Annotated in this window: 18 protein-coding genes; 4 read left to right on the forward strand and 14 right to left on the reverse strand. The window is 61.4% G+C overall.

Annotated elements, in window-relative coordinates:
• Nucleotides 1-5 precede the first annotated feature (5 nt).
• The 7 genes from ACMGF9_RS13945 to ebgR all read right to left on the reverse strand — a co-directional run bounded on the left by ACMGF9_RS13945 (nt 6) and on the right by ebgR (nt 7635).
• A complete protein-coding gene (locus tag ACMGF9_RS13945; RefSeq protein WP_015377556.1) occupies nt 6-599 on the reverse strand; it encodes an ATP-dependent Clp protease proteolytic subunit in 594 nt (197 codons plus the stop codon).
• Between the two features lie 45 nt (nt 600-644).
• The gene (locus tag ACMGF9_RS13950) at nt 645-974 is read right to left on the reverse strand and encodes an SRPBCC family protein (RefSeq protein ID WP_021504837.1); all 330 of its coding nucleotides are present in this window, start codon (nt 972-974) and stop codon (nt 645-647) included.
• Complete coding sequence (locus ACMGF9_RS13955) at nt 971-1285, reverse strand: ArsR/SmtB family transcription factor (protein ID WP_004941008.1); 315 nt, start codon at nt 1283-1285, stop codon at nt 971-973. Before ACMGF9_RS13955 ends, ACMGF9_RS13950 begins: the two co-directional genes overlap by 4 nt.
• Before the next feature lie 102 nt (nt 1286-1387).
• On the reverse strand, nt 1388-2890 hold the full coding sequence (locus ACMGF9_RS13960) for an amino acid permease (protein WP_004941005.1): 1503 nt from the start codon (nt 2888-2890) through the stop codon (nt 1388-1390).
• A 58-nt stretch (nt 2891-2948) separates the two neighbouring features.
• Nucleotides 2949-3401 (reverse strand): beta-galactosidase subunit beta, encoded by a 453-nt coding sequence (locus ACMGF9_RS13965; RefSeq protein ID WP_414160290.1) that lies wholly within the window; start codon nt 3399-3401, stop codon nt 2949-2951.
• Entirely contained in the window at nt 3398-6487 is a 3090-nt protein-coding gene (ebgA, locus tag ACMGF9_RS13970) for a beta-galactosidase subunit alpha (protein WP_118892127.1), read from the reverse strand. The genes ACMGF9_RS13965 and ebgA overlap by 4 nt, the downstream gene beginning before the upstream one ends.
• Nucleotides 6488-6654: 167 nt before the next feature.
• Complete coding sequence (ebgR, locus tag ACMGF9_RS13975) at nt 6655-7635, reverse strand: transcriptional regulator EbgR (RefSeq protein WP_118911577.1); 981 nt, start codon at nt 7633-7635, stop codon at nt 6655-6657.
• Nucleotides 7636-7971: 336 nt separating this feature from the next.
• Here ebgR and ygjJ point away from each other — a divergent pair, with 336 nt between their 5' ends.
• A complete protein-coding gene (gene ygjJ / locus ACMGF9_RS13980; RefSeq protein ID WP_021504841.1) occupies nt 7972-9042 on the forward strand; it encodes a protein YgjJ in 1071 nt (356 codons plus the stop codon).
• A gap of 17 nt (nt 9043-9059) precedes the next feature.
• Nucleotides 9060-11429 (forward strand): alpha-glucosidase, encoded by a 2370-nt coding sequence (gene ygjK / locus ACMGF9_RS13985; RefSeq protein ID WP_118892129.1) that lies wholly within the window; start codon nt 9060-9062, stop codon nt 11427-11429.
• Between the two features lie 43 nt (nt 11430-11472).
• Here the strand turns inward: ygjK and ACMGF9_RS13990 are convergent, their stop codons facing one another.
• Nucleotides 11473-11898, reverse strand: coding sequence for a universal stress protein (locus tag ACMGF9_RS13990; RefSeq protein ID WP_015377548.1), 426 nt, complete (start codon nt 11896-11898; stop codon nt 11473-11475).
• Nucleotides 11899-12046: 148 nt separating this feature from the next.
• Nucleotides 12047-12565, reverse strand: a complete 519-nt coding sequence (locus ACMGF9_RS13995) for a hypothetical protein (protein ID WP_004940990.1) — start codon at nt 12563-12565, stop codon at nt 12047-12049.
• A 236-nt stretch (nt 12566-12801) separates the two neighbouring features.
• Here ACMGF9_RS13995 and metQ point away from each other — a divergent pair, with 236 nt between their 5' ends.
• Nucleotides 12802-13617: a methionine ABC transporter substrate-binding lipoprotein MetQ gene (metQ, locus tag ACMGF9_RS14000; RefSeq protein WP_015377546.1), complete on the forward strand. Its 816-nt coding sequence runs from the start codon at nt 12802-12804 to the stop codon at nt 13615-13617.
• Nucleotides 13618-13663: 46 nt separating this feature from the next.
• Here metQ and ACMGF9_RS14005 read toward each other — a convergent pair whose 3' ends face one another.
• The 5 genes from ACMGF9_RS14005 to ACMGF9_RS14025 all read right to left on the reverse strand — a co-directional run bounded on the left by ACMGF9_RS14005 (nt 13664) and on the right by ACMGF9_RS14025 (nt 19096).
• On the reverse strand, nt 13664-14428 hold the full coding sequence (locus ACMGF9_RS14005; protein ID WP_004940984.1) for an SDR family oxidoreductase: 765 nt from the start codon (nt 14426-14428) through the stop codon (nt 13664-13666).
• Nucleotides 14429-14566: 138 nt separating this feature from the next.
• Nucleotides 14567-15487 (reverse strand): sugar ABC transporter substrate-binding protein, encoded by a 921-nt coding sequence (locus tag ACMGF9_RS14010; protein ID WP_004940980.1) that lies wholly within the window; start codon nt 15485-15487, stop codon nt 14567-14569.
• 63 nt (nt 15488-15550) lie between these two features.
• Nucleotides 15551-16591, reverse strand: coding sequence for an ABC transporter permease (locus ACMGF9_RS14015; RefSeq protein WP_004940978.1), 1041 nt, complete (start codon nt 16589-16591; stop codon nt 15551-15553).
• A gap of 15 nt (nt 16592-16606) precedes the next feature.
• Nucleotides 16607-18091, reverse strand: coding sequence for a sugar ABC transporter ATP-binding protein (locus ACMGF9_RS14020; protein WP_015377545.1), 1485 nt, complete (start codon nt 18089-18091; stop codon nt 16607-16609).
• Nucleotides 18092-18166: 75 nt separating this feature from the next.
• A complete protein-coding gene (locus ACMGF9_RS14025; RefSeq protein ID WP_015377544.1) occupies nt 18167-19096 on the reverse strand; it encodes a sugar ABC transporter substrate-binding protein in 930 nt (309 codons plus the stop codon).
• A gap of 484 nt (nt 19097-19580) precedes the next feature.
• On the opposite strand from ACMGF9_RS14025, the gene ACMGF9_RS14030 reads away from it, so the two are divergent.
• Nucleotides 19581-20423, forward strand: coding sequence for a class I fructose-bisphosphate aldolase (locus ACMGF9_RS14030; protein WP_015377543.1), 843 nt, complete (start codon nt 19581-19583; stop codon nt 20421-20423).
• Nucleotides 20424-20463 lie beyond the last annotated feature (40 nt).

The raw sequence follows: 20463 nt of genomic DNA on the forward strand, positions 1-20463 counted from the left end.
GCCCTTTAGCGCGCCCGCAGCACCCGATCGATCAGCCCCCAGGCCGCCGCTTCGTCGGCGGTCATAAAGCGATCGCGATCCAACACCCGCTCCACCTCTTCATAACTTAGGCCGCAATGTTGGGCATACAACCGAATCACCGTGTCTTTGGTGCGCTTCATCTCTTCGGCGTGGATCAAGATGTCGGAGGCCTGCCCCTGAAAGCCGCCCAGCGGCTGGTGCACGTGCAGGCTGGCATTAGGCAGCGCCATGCGGTGCCCCGATTCGCCGGCCATCAGCAGGAACGAGCCCATCGAGCGCGCGGTGCCCATGCACAGCGTATGCACCGGGGCGCGGATATACTGCATGGTGTCGTAAATCGCCAACCCGCTGGTGATCACTCCGCCCGGCGAGTTGATATAAAGATGGATGGGTTTTTCCGGGTTTTCCGCCTCCAGAAACAGCAGCTGGGCGCACAGCATTTCGGCCACGTCGTCGTTGACTTCGCCGTTAAGGAACACGATCCGATCGCGCAGCAGACGCGAATAAATATCAAAGGAACGTTCTCCCCGGCTGGTCTGTTCCACCACCATCGGGACGAGCATCATCTTCTCACGCATCGGTGAACTCCTGGGTTGGCAACAAAGGGAAATGTGTTTAACGCGTCAGGCGGCGCGCATCACCGTCGGCGGGCCATCGTTGGCGGCATCGAGCTGGTGGATAATCCGCAGCAGGCTGCCGCCACCGGGGTCCGGCACGATCTGCAGGGTGACGACGCTTTCGAGAAACGGCGGTTGGTCGTCGCGCAAGCGATAGCTCACCGCCTCGCCCGGCGTGGCGGCCAGCGGCTCGGCCTGCGCCAGATCCCCCGTCGGCAGCCACTGCTCACGCAATTCGGGAACGCTGAGCGCCCGCCACACTTTTTCCGGCGGCGCCTCGAGCGAATATTCCAACACCAGCCGGTCGCGCGGCGGCCGCTCAGCCTGTTTGTTCATTGATCCATGTCCTTCAGCAAAGTTTGCAGCGCGTCGATGCGCGCCGGCCAGTAGGCGCGGTACTTCGCCAGCCACTGGGCGATCTGCGCCAGCCCTTCCGGGTCGACCTGGTAATTGACGCAGCGCCCCTGCCTCGTCTCGCGTACCAGTCCGGCGTTACGCAGCACCGCCAGGTGTTGCGACATCGCCGACTGGCTGATGGGCAGCCCTTCACGCAACGCACTGGCGTTCATGCTGGCGACAGCGAGTTTGTCGAAGATGCTGCGGCGGGTCGGATCGGCCAACGCCTTGAAGATGTCATTTTCGTTCATACAAACACATTAGTATTCACTTATGTATTATGCAAACGCAGAGGCGGATTTTTTTCGCAAGGCGAGACTCCGCGCCGAGGCGCGGAGTCGAGAGGTGAGCAATTACAGCGGTTTATTGCATGCGGGCGTGGTCAGCGCCGGTTGACCGGCAGGCGCCCCCTCCTGCGCTTCCAGCGCGAGACGCGCCAGCGGCATGTCTTCGTGGTAGCGCGCCTCGGCATTCAGAGTCTTTGAGTAGCGGTTGTACTTCCACCAGGCGTAGCCGAGGAACACCACCAGCCCGCCGACGTTATAGAACACGATGGTCATGATGCTGGCGCCGGTCGGGAACGTCGAGGCGAAGAAGCCGATGGTGAAGATGGCGATCAGCACGCTGACGATGGCGATGCCCTGCAGGCGCGAGCCCATTTTGAAATCGCGCGCCACCCGATCGTACTTCAGACGCAGATTCAGGTAGGCCAGCATGATGAACAGCGGCGGCAGCATCGAGGCGGCGGCGGTCATGTTGATCAGCGTGTTCATCAAATCCTGCACGCTGCTGGAGCCCAGCGTCGGGATCAGCATCAGCGGGATAACGATGAAGAACTGGATCCAGGCGGCGCGCGTCGGCACGCCGTGCCGGTTCAGGCGGATGGTTTTCTCGCCGAAAATGCCCTTCGGGATCTCGGTGAAGAAAATTTTCACCGGCGCCGCCGTCCACATCAGCAGCGAACCGAACATGGCGGTGAAGGAAACGATGCCGACAAAGCGGTTCATCAGCACCGTCGGCAGGCCAAAGTGCGCCGACAAGCCTTCGAACACCTGTACCGTACCGCCGGTAAAATGCAGGTCGGTGCGGTGCACGAATACGTTAATCAGCAGCGATGACACCGAATACAGCACGCCGATGAACAGCCCGGAAACGATGATCACCTTCACGAAGGCGCGGCTGCCGCCTTTCACATCATTCACGTACACCGCCACGGATTCCGCCCCGCCCGCCGCCTGGAAGATCCAGGCGGTAATGCCGAGGAACGCCCAGTTGAAGTTCGGCGTCATCGCCTGCACGTTGATCGGATCGGCCGGCTCGATGCCGCCCAGCACCGCCGCGCCCGCCAGGATGATGTAGGAAAACGTCAGCAACAGCATCAGCGACGAGGTGACGGAGGTCATCGGCCCCAGCAGTTTTGCGCCGCTGTTGGAGATGTAGGTCGAGAAGGCGAACAGGAAGATACTGATGATCGCCGTGGTCAGCGGGGTAAACACATAGTCATAGCCCAGGAACGCGTACGAGGCGTAGGCGATGACGCGCGGCAGCAGCGCGGTGAAGAAAAACAGATTCACGAACCAGTAGGTGTAGGCGGTGATAAACGCCCAGCGCCCGCCGAGCGCGCTTTTGACCCAGGCATAGACGCCGGCCTCGGAGTTGCGGTTGAGCGAGACGAACTCGGCGATGATCAGGCAAAAGGGAATGAAGTAAATGATCGTCGCCACCAGGAATACCGGCGACGAGGCGATGCCGAGCTGAATATTGTTGTTGATCACGTTGTTGAAACTGAACACTGCCGCAAACGTCATCGACAGCAGGCCAAACTTGCCGATGGTGTTTCTGTTCGACGCAGCCATAGAGATTCTCCGAATGGTGTAGGGGACTTCGGTTTGTTGTTATCGATCGGCGGTCGCGCTATTTGTTGATGAAATAGCTGTCTTCCACCGTCACTTTTAAAATGACTTTTTTTACCTTGCCGCTTTCTTTGAAGCGGTGAGCCTGGTGGTTTTCGAAGATCACCACGTTGCCTTTGCCAACCCGGCGCCTCTCGCCTTCGCCGCTGAAAAACTCGCGGTCGGTTTCGTCCTGATAGGGCGCCACCGTCGTCAGCGTCCGTTTGTCGGCGACTTCGACGATCTCTTCTCCCTCGAGGTAGTAGTGCACGTCGAAGTAGCGGCGGTTGCCTTCCAGCCAGCCGTGCTGCCGGCCGGCGCCGACGCTCAGCCGATAGGTCAGCGAGTCGCCGATCGAATGGCACACGTTCGGGCTGATGCGATCGACATTGGCGATCGCCTCCATGCAGCGCAGCCATTTCTTGCCGCTGTGATAAATGCGCTGAAACTCCGTCAGGGATTCGAGAATGATCATGCGTTTTCCTCCGCAGACTGCGGGTGATGAGGGGCCGGCGCGAAGTCATAACCGGCGAGCGCGGCGCCGTCCGTTTGCCGGCCGTCGAACGGCACCAGCGTGAAGCCGTAGCTGAACGGCGCCAGATAGACCCGGTGGGTGTCCAGCACCTCGGAACCCCAGGAGTTGGAGCCGAGGCCGAGCACCTGATCGTCCAGGTTCAGCGTCAGGCAATCGTCAGGCTCCAGCTCGTTGATGTGCTGGGCCTGATGCAGCATCTCGGCGCTGTACGGCCACAGGCTGAAGTTGATCGGCCGCCGCGGTTGGATGAAGATCCCCTTGCCCGCCGCGTCCTGCAGGCTCAGCCAGCGCACGTCCTGCCGATTGCCGTTGTCCTGCGGGAACGGATAGTGTTCGAACAGCGCATCGGCGCGCTGCCGGTAGCGGCCGATAAGGTTGGCCCGGCAGCTGTCGCGGTAGTTCTCACCCGGCCCGCGGCCGTAGTATTCCACCTGCTCGAAGCGGCGGCTGATGCCGAAATCGAGACCGATTTTCGGGATCACCTGCCGGAAATCGCCGTAAGGCTCCCCGGCCAGATCCAGGCTGACACAGCCCTGCGGAGAGATGCGCCAGCGATAGGTGCAGCGCATGCCGAAGTCGAACACCGGCGGCGCGATCAGGCTGCGCACCTCGATCAGCAGATCGTCCCCCTGCCATTGCCGGCTAAGGCGGCGGAAATGCTGTTGCATGATGGGGAAGTGATACGGCAACCAAATCCCCTCATATTCCTGTTTATGGTTATCGATCACCGGTTTGAAGAAGGTGATGCGCGGCGCGCGTCCCACTATTTCTTCATCGTCTACCCGCCACGACAGCAGTTCGCCGCTCAGCAGCGAGAACACCAGCTGGAACCGGCCGCCGCTGACGAGCAGCTGATGATTTTCCTCGCGGCATTGCAGCGCCGGCGCATCGACCACCGGTGGAGCCGGTAGCCGCGTCGTCGCCTGGCGCAGATGCTGGTAATGCCCCAGCCGCTGGCCGCTCTCGCTGTAGCGGGTGGCGCTGTCTTTATGCACCGCCACGTCGATCAGCGTTTCCCCCTGCCCCAGCGCCAGCACCGGCAGGTGCATGTCTTCACTCTCGCCCGGCTGCAGATGCGGCAGCTTGAATTCGTAACTCGCCACCTGGCGGCCGTCGGTCTTGACGCTGACCTTCAGCGTGATGTCCGCCAGCGAGCTGAACCAGTAGCGGTTTTTCACCCGCAGCACGTCGCCTGCGCCTTCTTCCGCCGTCACTTCCACCGGGCATAGCACCTGCTGATATTCACGCAGGCCGGGGCCGGGGCGCTGGTCCGGGTAGATCAGGCCGTCCATGCAGAAGTTGTAGTTGTTCGGGTAGTCGCCGTAATCGCCGCCATACTGGTAGCGCTCGCGCCCCTGCTCGTCGTGGCTCAGCAGACCGTGATCGCACCATTCCCAGATATAGTGCCCCTGCAAACTGGCGTGACGGTTGAACACCGACTGGTATTCGAACAGCCCGCCGGGGCCGTTGCCCATGGCGTGGGCGTATTCACACAGAATGCGCGGTTTGGGGTGTGGGTATTCACCGAAGGCGTTCATCATCGCCACGCGGGAATACATGGTGCTGATCACGTCGGTCACTTCGGCGTCGCGATCTTCTTCGTAGTGGATAAGGCGGGTCGGATCGAGCGCCTTGCAGCGCCGGGCCATGGCGCGAATGTTGCACCCGTAGCCGGATTCGTTGCCGAGCGACCAGATGATGATCGACGGGTGGTTTTTCTGCGCCGCCACGTGGCGCTCGATGCGCTCGACGTAAGCCTGCTCCCAGCGCGGATCGTCGGTAATGCGGCTCAAATCGCCAACGTTGGCAAAGCCGTGGCTCTCCAGATCGGTCTCCGCCATCACAAACAGGCCATAGAGATCGCACAGCTCGTAAAAACGCGGATCGTTGGGATAATGGGCGGTGCGCACCGAGTTGATGTTGTGCTGTTTCATCAGCACGATGTCGCGCTCCATCCGCGCCATATCGACGGCGCGCCCTTTTCGGTGATCGTGATCGTGGCGGTTAACGCCGTGCAGTTTGAGGTAACGCCCGTTGACGTACATCAGCCCGTCGCGCACCGCGATCTCGCGGAAGCCCACCCGCTGCGGCACCACGCCCAGCAGGTTGCCGGCGCCGTCATACAGGCTGAGCAACAGCTGATACAGATAGGGATTTTCCGCATTCCACTGCTGCGGGTGGCTGACCGGCAGCTCGAAACGGCAGATCAGCGCCCGCTCGATGCGCAGATCGTCGCGCCACTGCTCCGCCACGCAGCGATCACCGTCGAACAGCTGCGCCTGCAGGCGGCAGCCCTCGGCGGCCGGCGATCCGAGATGGCGCAGCTCGGCGTCGATCGCCAACTGCGCGTCGCAATAGCGTTCATCGAAGGTGGTGACCAGCGTCAGATCGTGAAGATGAGTGGCGTTCTGGCCGATCAGATAAACGTCGCGGAAGATGCCGGCCATCCACCACATGTCCTGATCTTCGATGTAGGTGGAGTCGGCCCACTGCATCACCCGCACCGACAGCAGGTTCTCGCCCTGCCGCACATAGGGGCTGATGTCGAATTCGGCGCACAGTCGGCTGCCCTTGCTGAAGCCGACATAATGGCCGTTGACGTACACCTCAAAGTAGGTTTCCACGCCGTCGAATTTGATCAGCACTTGCTGATCCCACCAGCCGGCGTCGAGCGTAAAGTGGCGCTGATAGGCGCCGGTCGGGTTGTTGGTCGGCACGTAAGGCACGTCGATCGGGAACGGGAAGCCCTCATCGGTATACTGCAGGTGGCCGTGCCCTTCCAGCTGCCACATGCCCGGCACCGCCATATCGCCCCAGTCGCTCATCGGCTCACGGTAAAACGCCGCCGGCACCTGCGCCGGGTGCTCGAAGAACCGAAAGCGCCAGCGGCCGCTCAGCAGCTGGAAACGCCGGCTGGCGTTGCGATCGAAGCTCAGCGCCTGCCCGGCGTCCGCGTAGCTGAAGAAGCTCGCGCGTGGCGCCAACCGGTGCTCCGACTGTTTTTCAATGTTTTCCCAATTATTCACGTCACGTCTCCCGACACCTGTGCAATGCGGAAACGATAGTAAATATTTAGTAAAAACTACAGTTGATATTTACCAAATGACGACAGGATCACAATAAATCTCAAATGCCTTTTTTTATCATGACGTTAATTTTGAGCGCCAACGCCCCCCGCCGAGGCGGGGGCCGGTCAGGCGACGGTGGTGTCGCGCAGCTGCAGCGAGCTGGGAACGAAGATCGACAGCGGGACCGCGCGCTCATCGCGCAGCCGCTCCGCCAGCAGGTTGACGGCCTGTGCGCCCATGGTTTCCGAAGGGATGCGCACCGTGGACAAGGCGGGGAAAATAAAACGGGCGGTGGGAATGTCGTTGACGCTGATTAACGCGATCTGCCCCGGCACCTGAATGCCGTGTTCATGCAGCGCGCGCAGCACGCCGATGGCGATCGAATCGGTCGCCACCAGCAGCGCCGGCGGATAGCCATTCTTGCTCTGCAACATCGCTTTGGCGCACTGGTAGCCCGACTGGCTGCTGAAATCGCCGTGGTAAATATCCTGCGGCCGCACCACGTTTTGCTGCCGGCCATACTCGACGAACGCCTGCTCGCGCTGGTCGATGCCGGCCGGATGGTCGCGCCCGCCGATAAAGCCGATGCGCTGATAGCCGCGGCCGATGAAGTAATCGATCACCTTGCGGCTGATCTTGTACAGGTCGACATTGACGCAGTCGAAACGCTCATCGTCCACCACGCCGTCGATAAACACCACCGGCGTTTCCTGCTGCCTGAGCTGCTCATACAGCGCAGGCTGTGGCCGGCCGATCACCAGCAGGCCGTCGGCCGCCGGCAGCGCCTTGTCGCCGGTAAAGTCGTAACCGGCGCTCAGCATCACGCCCAGTTTTTCGCACTGCGTTTCGATGCCGTAGCGCATCGCCAGGTAATAGGGATCGTTGATCTCCACACCCTGCGTATAAGTGAACAGCGCGGCGAAATGCAGGCGATGTCCGCTTTGCCGTTTGGAAGGCGCCACCTTGTATTCGAGGCGCTCCGCCGCTTCCAGGATCTTCTGGCGGGTTTGCGCCTTCACGCTCAGGGTGGGGTCGTCATTCAACACGCGCGAAACGGTGGCGACGGACACATTAGCGGCTTCAGCAATTTCCTTCAGTGTGGCCATAGAGTCCCAATGCACAGACGAAAAACGGTAGCTTAATCGGATAGCGGCGCAACGTACAGTGCCGCCCGCCCCTCTCTTCCCAGACCGGGCCAGCGCTCGCTCATACAGACCGCTGCCGGGCGCCTGCAGCGAAAGATACCCATTTCACCCGTTGTGATCAAGTTAACGATTTACTGATTAAAGCGTATTTTTTACTAAATATTTTACTAATATACCTGCCGTTTACCGCCCGCGACCGGGCGGACTTTATCTCTTCTCCCAAGGAGCCGGGAGCGACCTTGCGTGAGCCGCCGTTCGACTGACGCACCGATCCATCCAACACCAGGCACATGCCCCATGACATCAATAAATCATCACGCCCTGTTGCCCTTGTTACTGATACTCAGCGCGCCGGTCTGGGCGGCGCAGGAACCCGTTACCCCGGCGGAGCGCAATCAGCTGCCGCCGCCGCCGTTGCCCGAAACCGCCGCGACCGCCCTGCGCTTTTACGGCGAGCTCGGCATCGGCGGCAGCGTCTATTTGAACGGCGAACATCAACATAAATACAGCGACGGCACCTACATCGAAGGCGGCCTCGAGATCAAACAGGGCCATTGGTTCGGCCTGATTTACGGCGAGGGCTGGACCGTGCAGGCGGACAGTCAAGGCCACGCCTGGACGCCCGGACACGGCTGGGGCGGCTTCGAGGGGGGCCTGAACCGTTTCTACGGCGGTTACCGCACCGATGACGGCACCGAGATGATGCTCAGCGTACGCAACGACTCGTCGCTCGACGATCTGCAATGGTGGGGCGACTTCACGCCGGAGTACGGCTACGTGATCCCCAATACCCGCGATCTCAGCTACGCCGCCAAGCTGCAAAACCTGACCGGGCGCTTTCGCTACAGCGTGACGGCGGCGCCGGAAAGCCGCATCGACGAGAGCAAGGCGCTGCTGCACTTCGGCAAATACGACCGCTACTCCGACAAATACACCTACCGGGCGATGATCAACGGCTACACCCAGTACGATCTGCAAGACGGTCTGACGCTGCTGAACGGCCTGGAGGTGACCGACGGCCTGGGGCAGCTGTTTCTGCTGGGGCTGCGCGGCAAACACCTGGCCGGCCGCGTCTGGCACCACACCGGCAAAGGCGACAGCGGCGGCCATCCCGGCAGCGAATCGGGCCTGATGCTCAGCGCGATGACGGAAACCGCCAAAGGGCTGTACCTCTCCACCGCCTACAGCTACGCCCGCCACCGGTTTGATAACGCGGCGGATACCGCCACCTCCTACGCCCAGTTCGGCGTCTGGTACGAATATGCCGGCGGTAAGCTGGCCACCGCGCTGGACAGCAAATTCTTTATGCGCAATGACAGCACCGGCGCCAGCAACTCGGTGTTTCTGATGCAATATTTCTATTGGTAACCGTTGAGGCCCCTACGATGAACATGACTCCCCTGACGCCGCTGGCCACCGCCCTCACCCTCGCGCTGACGCTGGCGGGCTGCGCGCCGAAAACGCCCACTGCCCCACTGGCCGAACGCTACCCAAACGTTATCGATCGCCACGGCGCGCCGCATTTTATGCTCGATTATGACTTCGACGATCATCAACGCTTCAACCCGTTCTTCGATCTCGGCGCCTGGCACGGCCACCTGTTGCCGAGCGGCCCGGAAGGCATGGGCGGCTTCCCCGGCCCGGCACTGCTGACCGAAGAATACATCAACTTTATGGCCAACAATTTCGATCGGCTCAGCGTGTATCGCAACGGCAAGCCGGTGTCTTTCACCATGACGGCCTACAGCCTGCCCGGCGCCCTGGTGCAACGGCTCAGCGCGCCGGGGGTGACCGTCAACCTGACGCTGCGCTTCGCCAGTGCGCGCACCTCGCTGCTGGAGACGCAAATTATCACCGATGCGCCGCTGGAGCTGGTGTGGGATGGCGAATTGCTGGAGCGCTACGCGGCCAAAGAGCAAAAACCGCAGCCGCCGGCGACCCTCGAACAGGCGTTTCCGGACTACACGCGCCGCATTGTGCCGACGGCGGACGGCCTGCGCGTCACCTTCGGCAAGGTGCGTGCGCCGTCGCAGCTGATGACCTCCGGCCAGTCCGAGTATCAGATCCATAAATCGCTGCCGCAGCGCACCACGGTCGACGGCCACCGCTTCCGCGCCACGGCGCGCATCGCCGGCACCACCACGCTGTACACCACCTATTCGCACCTGCTCACCGCCGACGAGGCGCAGCGCGAACAGCGCGCTATCGCCGACATCCTCGCTCACCCGCAGCGCTATATGGCCGCATCGGCCCAGCGTTGGGAACGCTATCTCGCCGCCGGGCTCCGCAACCCGCACGCCACGGCGGAACAAACGCGTGTGGCGGTCAAAGCGATAGAAACGCTGAACGGCAACTGGCGCGGCGCCGCCGGGGCGATGAAGTTCGACTCGGTCACCCCGTCGGTCACCGGGCGCTGGTTCTCCGGCAACCAGACCTGGCCGTGGGACACCTGGAAACAGGCCTACGCCATGGCGCACTTCAACCCGGACGTGGCCAAGGACAACATTCGCGCGGTGTTCGCCTACCAGATCCGGCCGGGCGACGCTTTGCGGCCGTGGGACGCCGGTTTCCTGCCCGACCTTATCGCCTACAACCCCAGCCCGGAGCGCGGCGGCGACGGCGGCAACTGGAACGAACGCAACACCAAGCCGAGCCTGGCGGCCTGGGCGGTGATGGAGGTCTATCGCGTCACCGGCGATAAGGGCTGGCTGGCGGAGATGTACCCGAAGCTGGTGGCTTACCATGACTGGTGGCTGCGCAACCGCGATCACAACGGCAACGGCGTGCCGGAGTACGGCGCCACCCGTGACAAAGCGCACAATACTCCCGACGGGCGCATGCTGTTTACCGTCAAACGCGGGCAACGCGAGCAAACGCTGGCCGGCCTCGACAACTACGATCGCATCGTGCGCGAGGGGCATTACGACAGCATCGCGATCCCGGCGCAGACCGCCGCCTCCTGGGAGTCGGGCCGTGACGATGCGGCGGTATTCGGCTTTATCGATCCGGATCAATTGGCGCGCTACGTGGCGCAGGGCGGCAAACGCGAAGACTGGCAGGTGAAATTCGCCGAAAACCGCGCGCCGGACGGCACGCTGCTCGGCTACTCGCTGCTGCAGGAGTCGGTGGATCAGGCCAGCTATATGTACAGCGATAACCGCTACCTGGCGGAGATGGCCGATATTCTGGGCCGCGGCGCGGAAGCCGCCGCCTTCCGCGCCAAAGCCGACCGGCTGGCGGCCTACATCAACACCTGCATGTTCGACAAGCAGAGCGGTTTCTTCTACGACATCCGCATCGAAAGCTGGCCGTTGGCCAACGGCTGCGCCGGCAAACCGATCGTCGAACGCGGCAAAGGGCCGGAAGGCTGGTCGCCGCTGTTCAACGGCGCCGCCAGCCAGACGCACGCCGATGCGGTGGTCAGGGTGATGAAGGATCCGCGCGAGTTCAATACCTACGTGCCGCTCGGCACCGCGGCGCTGACCAACCCGGCGTTCGGCGCGGACATCTACTGGCGCGGCCGCGTGTGGGTCGATCAGTTGTATTTCGGCCTCAAGGGCATGGAACGCTACGGCTATCGCGACGACGCGGTAGCGATGGCGCAGGCCTTCTTCCGCCACGCCGACGGCCTGGTCGCCGACGGGCCGATCCGCGAGAACTACAACCCGCTCACCGGCAAACAGCAAGGCGCGCCGAACTTCTCCTGGAGCGCGGCGCATCTGTACATGTTGTATAACGACTTCTTCACGCAATAAGCCGCGGCGGCCACCGCCATCGTTGCCCGGCGGTGGCCCGCGTTTATGATCGGATCGGGATCACCAGCACGTCGATATTCAGCTGGTTGATGGCGTTGCGGGTAGAAGAAAACAGGTTGCTCCACAGATCGTGGTGATGGCCGAACACCAGAAGATCGATGTTCTTGTCCACGACCGCCGTGCGCAGTTCGTCAACGAAGCCGCCGCGCCCGATAATCACTTCCGCGATCGGATAATTGACGTTTTGCGTGGTGGGTTCCAGCTCTTTGCGGATCTTCTCTTCGAACGGCACGCCGTCATAACTGCGCTCCGAAAAGCCGATCGCCGCGTGGTAGGTGTCGTAGTGGACGTCCACATAGATCAGCGAGAGTTTGGCCTGCAGCGCCTCCGCCAGCAACGCCCCTTTTTCGACCAGCCGTTTGCCGTCATCGCTCAGATCGGTGGCGATGACAATATGGTGGTAACACATAGCGCCTCCTGTCATGGACTCGGTTGAGCCGAGGCTCCGATATCACGCTGGGGTCATATCGTTATGATTAATTTTAGTTCAGAAATGGCGCTCGTGGCGGGAGGTGATGCAGTGGGAAAGCCCCGTCGCCGGGGCTGAAGGCAAAAAATTATTTCTCGCGCTGCGCCTCAAACCAGACGTTGCACAGCGACAGGATCAGCGTATTGGCGTCTTTCACCAGCACGTTATCGCCGGGCACCCCATCGGTGCCCTGATCGGTGATACCTTTGATGACGGTATCCGCGTGCTGAATGGCCACGCGCTCGACCGACGGCGTGCTGATGCCCAGCATCGGGAAATCGATGTAGGAGCTGCTGCCGGCGTTGTCCTCGACGAACTCCTGCGCTTCTACGGTGCTGACGGTGGCCCCTTCGCTTTTCAGCGCCGTGCCGTTCCAGCTGAAGGCGTCCGCTTTATAACTGATTTTGCCGCCGATCAGGCTCTGCGCCTGCTGCTGATCCCAGCAGCCGGTGGTTTGGGTCGGCACGATCTTGCTGACGCGCCAGTTGCCCAGCAGCTGTTTGGGGATCGGCCCGGTATCGCTCTCCGCCGCCCGAACCTGAGTCGCCGAGACGCAGGCCAACACCACCAGCGGCAGCAGCGCCTTGCTCCAAGTGTTCAATCGCATTGTCTATTCCTTCGTTTCAGTACCCAGTCTGCCCTCGCGGGCCAACGGCTATCATAATAAGCCCGCCGATTCGCCGTCAAAACAATCCGCACCGCGCGGAGCGGCGGCCGCTCATAGCTAATCGCTATGAGTCATAGTGAATCAGTATTTTGTTTTAGCCCAGCGATTACCTACAGTCACTGCCACTATTCTGCCCGCCAAAATTAGCAGGCAATGTTGACAAGGACCCTGGGAAAATGACATTTACGCTGAAAAACCTCACCCTGGCGCTGGCCGCCGCCGGCACGCTGCTGCTGACCGCCTGCGGCCCGACCGCACAGGACGATCACCACATCAAGGTCGGCATCAGCGCCGGTATCGATCAGTCGCTGTGGGCGGTGGTGCAAAAGGTCGCCAAGCAGAAATACGATCTGGACGTGGAGGTGGTGACCTTCAACGACTACGTGCTGCCGAACGAAGCGCTGAACAACGGCGATCTGGACGTCAACGCCTTCCAGCACAAACCGTATCTGGACAAGCAGATGCAGGAGCGCGGCTACAAGCTGGCGGCGGTGGGCAACACCTTCGTCTACCCGATCGCCGGCTATTCGAAGAAGATAACCGCACTCAGCCAGCTGCCGGACGGCGCGCAGGTGGCGGTGCCGAACGATCCCACCAACCTGGGCCGCTCGCTGTTGCTGTTGCAAAAACAGGGGCTGATTACCCTGAAAGACGGCGTCGGCCTGCTGCCGACCGCGCTGGATATCGTCAGCAACCCGAAAAAGCTGAAGATCGTCGAGATTGAAGCGCCGCAGCTGCCGCGCGCGCTGGACGACCAACAGGTGACGCTGGCGATCATCAACACCAACTATTCCAGCCAGATTGGCCTGTCGCCGGCCAAGGACGGGCTGTTTGTCGAAGACAAAAACTCGCCTTACGTCAACATTTTCGCCAGCCGCATCGACAACAAAGACAGCGAGAAAGTGAAGGATCTGGTCAAGGCCTATCAGACCGACGAAGTGGCGGCCAGCGCCGCCGAAATCTACAAGGGCGACGCCGTCAAAGGCTGGTAACGCTCTCCCGTATGCCCGTGGCGCCAGGCCACGGGCCATGCCAACCTCAGCCGCGCTGAATGGACACGCCGCCGTCCACCAGCATCGCGGTGCCGGTGACAAATGAGGAAGCGTCAGACGCCAAATACAGCGCCGCCTGCGCGATCTCCTCCGGCATCGCCAGCCGCTTCAGCGCGTGCAGGTCGGCCACCTGCGCCAAGGCTTCCGGGGTATTGCTCATCTGCCGCCCCATCGCCGTATCGGTGCCTCCCGGCAGCAGCGCGTTCACCCGAATGCCGCGCCCGCCAAACTCCACCGCCAGCGCCTGCGTCAGGCCGATCAGCCCCGATTTGCCGGCCGCATAGGCCGCCGTGCCGGGAAACGCCGCGGTGTGGCCGACGAACGTGGAGGTGAAGATCACCGAGCCCGCGCCGCGCGCCAGCATGGCGGGAATTTGATGCCTGGCGCCGTAATAGGCGCTGGACAGGTTAGTTTCCAGCACCTCGCGCCATTCTGACGCGCTGAGCGCCAGCGACGGCCCCAGCGGCCCCAACGTGCCGGCGTTGTTGAAGGCGATATCCAGGCCGCCGAATTCGTCGACCGCCGTCGCCGTCAGCCGTTCGGCGAAGGCTTCATCGCGCACGTCACCCGCCACCGCCAATGCCCGGCCGCCCTCGCGCCGAATGTCCTCCACCAGCTCGGCCAACAGCGGCGCGCGCCGGGCGCCCAACACCAGCGCCGCCCCCTGCCGGGCGAACAGCAGCGCCGCCGCTTTGCCGATCCCTGAACTGGCGCCGCCGATCACCGCCACCTTGCCGTTTAATGCGTTCATCGCTCATCCTCACGCTGTTTAAAGATCCTCAGTGTGAGGCAAGGTTCGACGCCGCGCTGGCCGCAAGCGGACATGCAATTGGCGCAATAAAAAAGGCGCTGCAAGCAGCGCCCCGGCAACGCGGATCCGACGGCGAACTCACGGTTTGGCCGCGTATTTCTCCTGATTGGCCGGCGTCACCAGCTCGAACGGGATCCAGTAATACGGTTCAAGCTTTTCGCCGTTGATCATGCGCTGCGCCACCTCGACCGAGGCCTTGCCCTGGCCGATCGCGTCCTGGAACACCGTGACCTGCATCTTGCCGGAGGCCAGCGCCTTGAGGCCGTCCGGCGTGGCGTCAATGCCGCCGATCAGCACTTTCTTGTCCGCCTTGCCCGCCTGCTGCAGCGCCATGATCGCGCCGATCGCCATCTCGTCGTTGTTGGCGGCGACGATGTCGATCGCTTCGCCGTTGGTCAGCCAGTTCATCATCAGATCCATGCCTTCACTGCGTGAATAGTTGGCGCTCTGCTTCTGCACCACCTTCATGTTCGGGTATTTGGCCACCACCTGCTCCACGTCTTTGGTGCGCTGCAGCGCGCCGGCGTCGGTCAGGTTGCCGATCATCACCGCCACGTTGCCCTGATAGTTGGCCAGCCGCGCCAACTCTTCCATTTGCAACGTGCCGGACTCCCGCTCGTCGGAGCCGACGAACACCACGCCCTGAGGCAGTTTGGCGTCGCCCGGCGTGCGGTTCACGTACACCAGCGGCACGCCGGCGGCCTGCACCATTTTGGTCATTACCGGCGTGCTGGCCGAGTTGACCGGATCGACGATAATCGCGTCCACCCCGGCGCTGATAAAGCTTTGCACCTGGTCGGTCTGGCGGCCGACGTCGCCGCGCGCGTCCTCGAACTGCACGGTAATGCCGCGCGCCTTGGCCTCCTTGTCGATCGCCTGGCGGATAATGGTGAGGAAGTTCTGGTCGAAATAGGCCATCGATACGCCGATGGTTTGCGCCCATGCCGGGGTGGACGCACACAGCGCCACCGCCAGCCACAGCCCTTTCAGGTAATTCATGATGTGCCCCCCGGTAAAAAAACACCGCCGGCCAACCCTGGCGCCGGCGGCAATTCACGGCAATCAGTGTTTCTTGCGGTTGCGACGCATGTCGATCGACACGGCGGCGACGATAATCACGCCTTTGATGATGTCCTGAATGTAAGAATCGACGCCGATAAAGGTGAAGCCGCTTTTGATAAGGCCGAGGATCACCGCGCCGATCAGCGTGCCGGTGATGCGCCCGACGCCGCCCATCAGGCTGCTGCCGCCGATCACCGCCGCGGCGATGGCGTCCAGCTCGTACGACATCCCCATGCTCGACTGGCCGCTGCTGACGCGCGCCGCCAGCACCACGCCCGCCAGTCCCGCCAACCCGCCGGCGATGGTGTAAACCGTCACCAGATATTTGTTGACGTTGATGCCGGACACCCGCGCCGAGGTCATGTTGCCGCCGATGGCGTAGATGTATTTGCCGTAGCGGGTGTGTTTGAGCGCGATATGGAAGATCACCGCAATCACCAGGAAGATGATCACCGGCATCGCGCCCTGGCCGATTGACGTGAAGCCGTCCGACAGGAAGCTGACCGGGTTACCCTTGGTGTAGTACTGCGCCAGACCGCGCGCAGATACCATCATCCCCAGCGTGGCGATGAACGGCGGAATGCCGGTGCGGGTGATCAGGAAGCCGTTGATAAAGCCGCAGACAATGCCCACCCCAATCCCCGCGCCGATCGGGATCGCCGCCGGCAGATCGAGCAGCCCCGGGTACATCGGCGAAATGCTGTCCGAGGTCTGCGCCAGGCTGGCCGCCACCACCGCAGTCAGCGCAATCAGCGAACCGGAGGAGAGATCGATGCCGGTGGTGATGATCACCTGGGTGACGCCCACCGCGATGATGCCGATGATCGCCACCTGCAGCACGATCAGCAGCAGGCGGTTCGGGTTAAGCAGGAACGACTGATCGCGCATGTACCAGCCGAGGATTTCGAAGACCAGCGCGATGCCGAGCATCACGATGAAGATGCCGGTATCCTTCGGCATTTTGCCGCTCAGCCCGGAGAACAGCGTTCCCTTGCTCGTTGAATCGGCGGAGAGCGGCTTCTCAATCTTTACGTTACTCATGATGTTCACCCTTCGTTATTCTGAGGCCAGCGCCAGGATCTTTTCCTGGTCCGCGTCGTCTTTGTCCAAAATGCCGGTGATGCGGCCGCCGTGCATCACCATCACCCGGTCGCTCATGCCGAGGATCTCCGGCAGCTCGGAGGAGACCAGAATGATGGCGACGCCGCGGTTGGCCAGCTCGCTGATCAGGCGGTAGATTTCCGCTTTGGCTCCCACGTCGATGCCGCGCGTCGGTTCGTCGAGGATCAGGATTTTCGGCTGCGCCAGCAGCCAGCGCGCAATCAGCACCTTCTGTTGGTTGCCGCCGCTGAGGTTATTGATGATCTGATCCATGGTCGGCGTTTTGATGTTGAGCTTTTTGATCTGATCCATGCAGTCTTTGGCCATCTGCACGTGGCTGACGAAACCGTTCTTGCCGATGTATTCCGACAGGTTGACGATGCTCATGTTCTCGACCACCGACAGCACCAAAAACAGGCCGGATTTTTTGCGGTCTTCGGTGAGGAACGCCAACCCGCTCTCGATCGCCTTCGCCGGGGAATCGACCTTCACCGCCTGGCCCTCGATAAAGATCTCGCCGCCTTCCGCCGGGTGCATGCCGAACAGGCTTTCCATCACTTCGCTGCGCCCGGCGCCCACCAGCCCGGCGACGCCGAGGATCTCGCCGCGTTTGACGCTGAACGACACGTCGTGGAACCAGCCGCTGCGGCGCAGCCCCGCCACCCGCAGCACTTCCTCGCCGATATTGTTGTTGAATTTGGGGAACATCTGCGTCAGTTCACGCCCCACCATCATGGTGATCAGCGACTGTTTGGTCAGATTTTCGGTCTTGTCGCAGGCGATGAAAGTGCCGTCGCGGAAAATGCTCACTTCGTCGGTGATGGCGAAGATCTCGTCCATCTTGTGGCTGATATAGATGATGCCTTTGCCCTGCTCGCGCAGTTCGCGGATGATGGCGAACAGGTGCACCACTTCACCTTCGGTCAGCGCCGAGGTCGGTTCGTCCATGATCAATACGTCGGCGTTGTAGGACACCGCCTTGGCGATCTCCACCATCTGCTGGTTGGCGATGCTCAGTTCGCCCACCAGCGTGTCCGGCTGCAGTTTGATGTTCAGCCGCGCCAGCAGCTCGCGGGTGTTCTCGTTCAGCTGCTCGTGGTTGACGAACCCCAACCGCGCCGGCTCGCGCCCCAGCCAGATGTTTTCCGCTACCGTCATATAAGGCACCAGGTTCAGCTCCTGGTGGATCATGGAAATGCCCGAATGCAGCGCCTGCAGCGTGTCGCTGAAGGTCACCGGCCGGCCTTTGATTTTTATCGAGCCTTCATCCGGGTGGTAGATGCCGATCAGGCATTTCATCAGCGTCGATTTGCCTGCGCCGTTTTCCCCCATCAGCGCGTGCACGCTGCCGGGTTTGATTTTAATCGAGACCTTATCCAGCGCTTTGACGCCGGGGAACTGCTTGCTGATGCCTTCGGCCTCAAGAACATAAGGGTACATACCGCTTACCTCCGCACTGACCCACGTTTTCCGCCGCGCTCGCCCCACACCGGCGCCCGCGGCGGGCTTCAAGGCTTATTTCTTGTTTTTATCGGCGAATTGCTGGTAATTGGCCTGGGTGATCAGCTGGTAAGGGATCAGCACGTTGCTCTCCACTTTCTCGCCTTTCACCAGTTGAACGGCGGTCTGCACCGCACCCTCGCCCTGGCCTTTGGCGTCCTGGAACACGCTCAGCGCCAGATCGCCTTTTCTGATGAATTCCAGCGCATCGGGCGTGCCATCCACGCCGGCCACCCGCACGCCGGACTTTTTAGCCTGCTTGAGCGCCAGGATGGCGCCGATGGCCATTTCGTCGTTGTTGGAAGCGATAGCGTCGATCTGCTGGCCGGTCAGCACCCAGTCAGTGGTGATATCCACCGCATCTTTACGCGTCCACTTGGCGGTTTGCTTATCGACAATCTTGATACCGGGATAGTTGGCCGCCACCTCTTCCACGCCGCGGGTGCGGTCACGGGTCGATTCATTCGACAGTTCCCCCATCAGGATCATCACGTTGCCCTTGCCGTTCATCAGCTTGGCCAACGCTTCCATCTGCAGTTTGCCGGCCAGCTTGGAATCGGAGCCGACGTAGGCCATGCCGGCCGGGAGCGTCACTTCCGGCTTGCGGTTGACGAACACCAGCGGGATCTTGGCGTTCTCGGCCAGTTTGATCATCGGCTTGACGCCCTGGGTATCCACCGGGTTGAGGATGATGGCGTCGACGCCCTGGCTGACGAAGTTTTCGATTTGTTGAATTTGCTGCGCGATGTCGCCCTTGGCGTCTTCGAACTGGCCGCTGACGTTGCCGTCGGCCTTCATTTTGCTTTGCATCGACTGGCGCAGAATGGTGAGGAAGTTGTCATCGAAGTAAGCCATGGAAACGCCGATCTTGATGTCTTTCGCCAACACGCTGGCCGGCAGCATGCACATCAGTACCGAGGCGGCGATCAATTTCTTCAGCTTCATGTTCGTTACCCTTTAATCGTTAGAATGAAGAGGTCTGTTGGTTGACAGCTAATGAAAAATATTTTTTACATTCAAACAACAATACGGTCGGTGTTATCCCTTTGATACGGCGAAATTACCGCGTTATCGCCGTATTAAGGCCGTGAACAAAATGGTGATCGATATCTCAAAATAGATTAAAAACAATCAATTGAAATAAACCCCTGGTGGAGCAAGCCGCGTCCTCGCCGCTTTTTTAAATGTTTATTTCATAATTTAGACTATTGAAACTTTTTAACCCAAACAAGCGAAACATGCGTTTTGGAATGGCTTATTAACAAAAACATGACACGGATCTAACAAATGAAATGAAAGCCGCCCGCGAGCGTTCCCCTTTCGTGCGCCGGCAAAAACTGCGAGCGGGCGCGCAGTTTGCGGTTTCTGCGTTTCCCGACCATCCTTACTCGGCAATAATGGACATATCCCTATCTCAGGAGGACCTGACATGCAGCTCAGCAGTAAGGTGCGGATGAACCGCCTGTTCAACAACGGCAAGTGCCTGGATGTGGCGATCGATCACGGCATCGCCAACGAACCGGATTTTTTAATCGGGCTGGAAGATATCGAACGGGTGATGGGCAACCTGATCGCCGCGCGCCCCGACGCGATTCAGGTCAACTACGGGCAGGCGGATCTGCTGCAGCGCGCGCCGCAGCGCGAAAAACCGGCGCTGGTGATGCGCACCGACGTCGGCAACGCCTATAACGCCGCACGCCACCGCGAAATGTGGGCGGTGCTGCACAACCCGGAAGCGCCGATCCTGGCCGCGCTGCAAATGGACGCCGCCGCGGTGGTGGTCAACCTCTATATGATCCCGGATGAACCCGGCATTTTCCGCCAGTGCGTAGAAAACATCGGCCGCCTGCGCCACGCCTGCGATCGCTACGCCATGCCGCTGATGATCGAACCGCTGGTGATGGCCCCGGCCGGCCAGGGCGCCGCCTACGGATCGCTGGGTGACGTGGAGAAAATCGTGCCGCTGGTGCGGCTGGCGCGCGAGCTGGGCGCCGACATCATCAAGGCCGATCCGACCGATCGGGTGGAAGATTTTCACCGCGTGGTGGAAGCGGCGCGCTGCCCGACGCTGGTGCGCGGCGGCGGCAAGGGAGAGCTGGGCCCGGTGCTGGAGAAATCCGCCGCGCTGATGGCCCAGGGCGCCTCCGGCATGGTCTATGGCCGCAACGTCTATCAACACAGCAATCCGTCGCAGGTGGTGCGCGCCCTGATGGCGATCATCCATCAGGGCGCCAGCGGCCAACAGGCGCTGGAGATCTACCACCAGCAGTAACCCGCTTTTGTAACTAAAATAACCCCTCCGCACCCCGGCA

Origin of the sequence: Serratia sp. BNK-23 (assembly GCF_047456145.1) — a bacterium.
In the GTDB taxonomy this organism is placed as follows: Bacteria; Pseudomonadota; Gammaproteobacteria; order Enterobacterales; family Enterobacteriaceae; genus Serratia; species Serratia nematodiphila.

Bases quoted from the DNA above. Each gene is read 5' to 3' on its own strand.
- ACMGF9_RS13945 (WP_015377556.1), bottom strand. From the start codon at position 599: ATGCGTGAGAAGATGATGCTCGTCCCGATGGTGGTGGAACAGACCAGC.
- ACMGF9_RS13950 (WP_021504837.1), bottom strand. From the start codon at position 974: ATGAACAAACAGGCTGAGCGGCCGCCGCGCGACCGGCTGGTGTTGGAA.
- ACMGF9_RS13955 (WP_004941008.1), bottom strand. From the start codon at position 1,285: ATGAACGAAAATGACATCTTCAAGGCGTTGGCCGATCCGACCCGCCGC.
- ACMGF9_RS13960 (WP_004941005.1), bottom strand. From the start codon at position 2,890: ATGGCTGCGTCGAACAGAAACACCATCGGCAAGTTTGGCCTGCTGTCG.
- ACMGF9_RS13965 (WP_414160290.1), bottom strand. From the start codon at position 3,401: ATGATCATTCTCGAATCCCTGACGGAGTTTCAGCGCATTTATCACAGC.
- ebgR (WP_118911577.1), bottom strand. From the start codon at position 7,635: ATGGCCACACTGAAGGAAATTGCTGAAGCCGCTAATGTGTCCGTCGCC.
- ygjJ (WP_021504841.1), top strand. From the start codon at position 7,972: ATGACATCAATAAATCATCACGCCCTGTTGCCCTTGTTACTGATACTC.
- ygjK (WP_118892129.1), top strand. From the start codon at position 9,060: ATGAACATGACTCCCCTGACGCCGCTGGCCACCGCCCTCACCCTCGCG.
- ACMGF9_RS13990 (WP_015377548.1), bottom strand. From the start codon at position 11,898: ATGTGTTACCACCATATTGTCATCGCCACCGATCTGAGCGATGACGGC.
- ACMGF9_RS13995 (WP_004940990.1), bottom strand. From the start codon at position 12,565: ATGCGATTGAACACTTGGAGCAAGGCGCTGCTGCCGCTGGTGGTGTTG.
- metQ (WP_015377546.1), top strand. From the start codon at position 12,802: ATGACATTTACGCTGAAAAACCTCACCCTGGCGCTGGCCGCCGCCGGC.
- ACMGF9_RS14005 (WP_004940984.1), bottom strand. From the start codon at position 14,428: ATGAACGCATTAAACGGCAAGGTGGCGGTGATCGGCGGCGCCAGTTCA.
- ACMGF9_RS14010 (WP_004940980.1), bottom strand. From the start codon at position 15,487: ATGAATTACCTGAAAGGGCTGTGGCTGGCGGTGGCGCTGTGTGCGTCC.
- ACMGF9_RS14015 (WP_004940978.1), bottom strand. From the start codon at position 16,591: ATGAGTAACGTAAAGATTGAGAAGCCGCTCTCCGCCGATTCAACGAGC.
- ACMGF9_RS14020 (WP_015377545.1), bottom strand. From the start codon at position 18,091: ATGTACCCTTATGTTCTTGAGGCCGAAGGCATCAGCAAGCAGTTCCCC.
- ACMGF9_RS14025 (WP_015377544.1), bottom strand. From the start codon at position 19,096: ATGAAGCTGAAGAAATTGATCGCCGCCTCGGTACTGATGTGCATGCTG.
- ACMGF9_RS14030 (WP_015377543.1), top strand. From the start codon at position 19,581: ATGCAGCTCAGCAGTAAGGTGCGGATGAACCGCCTGTTCAACAACGGC.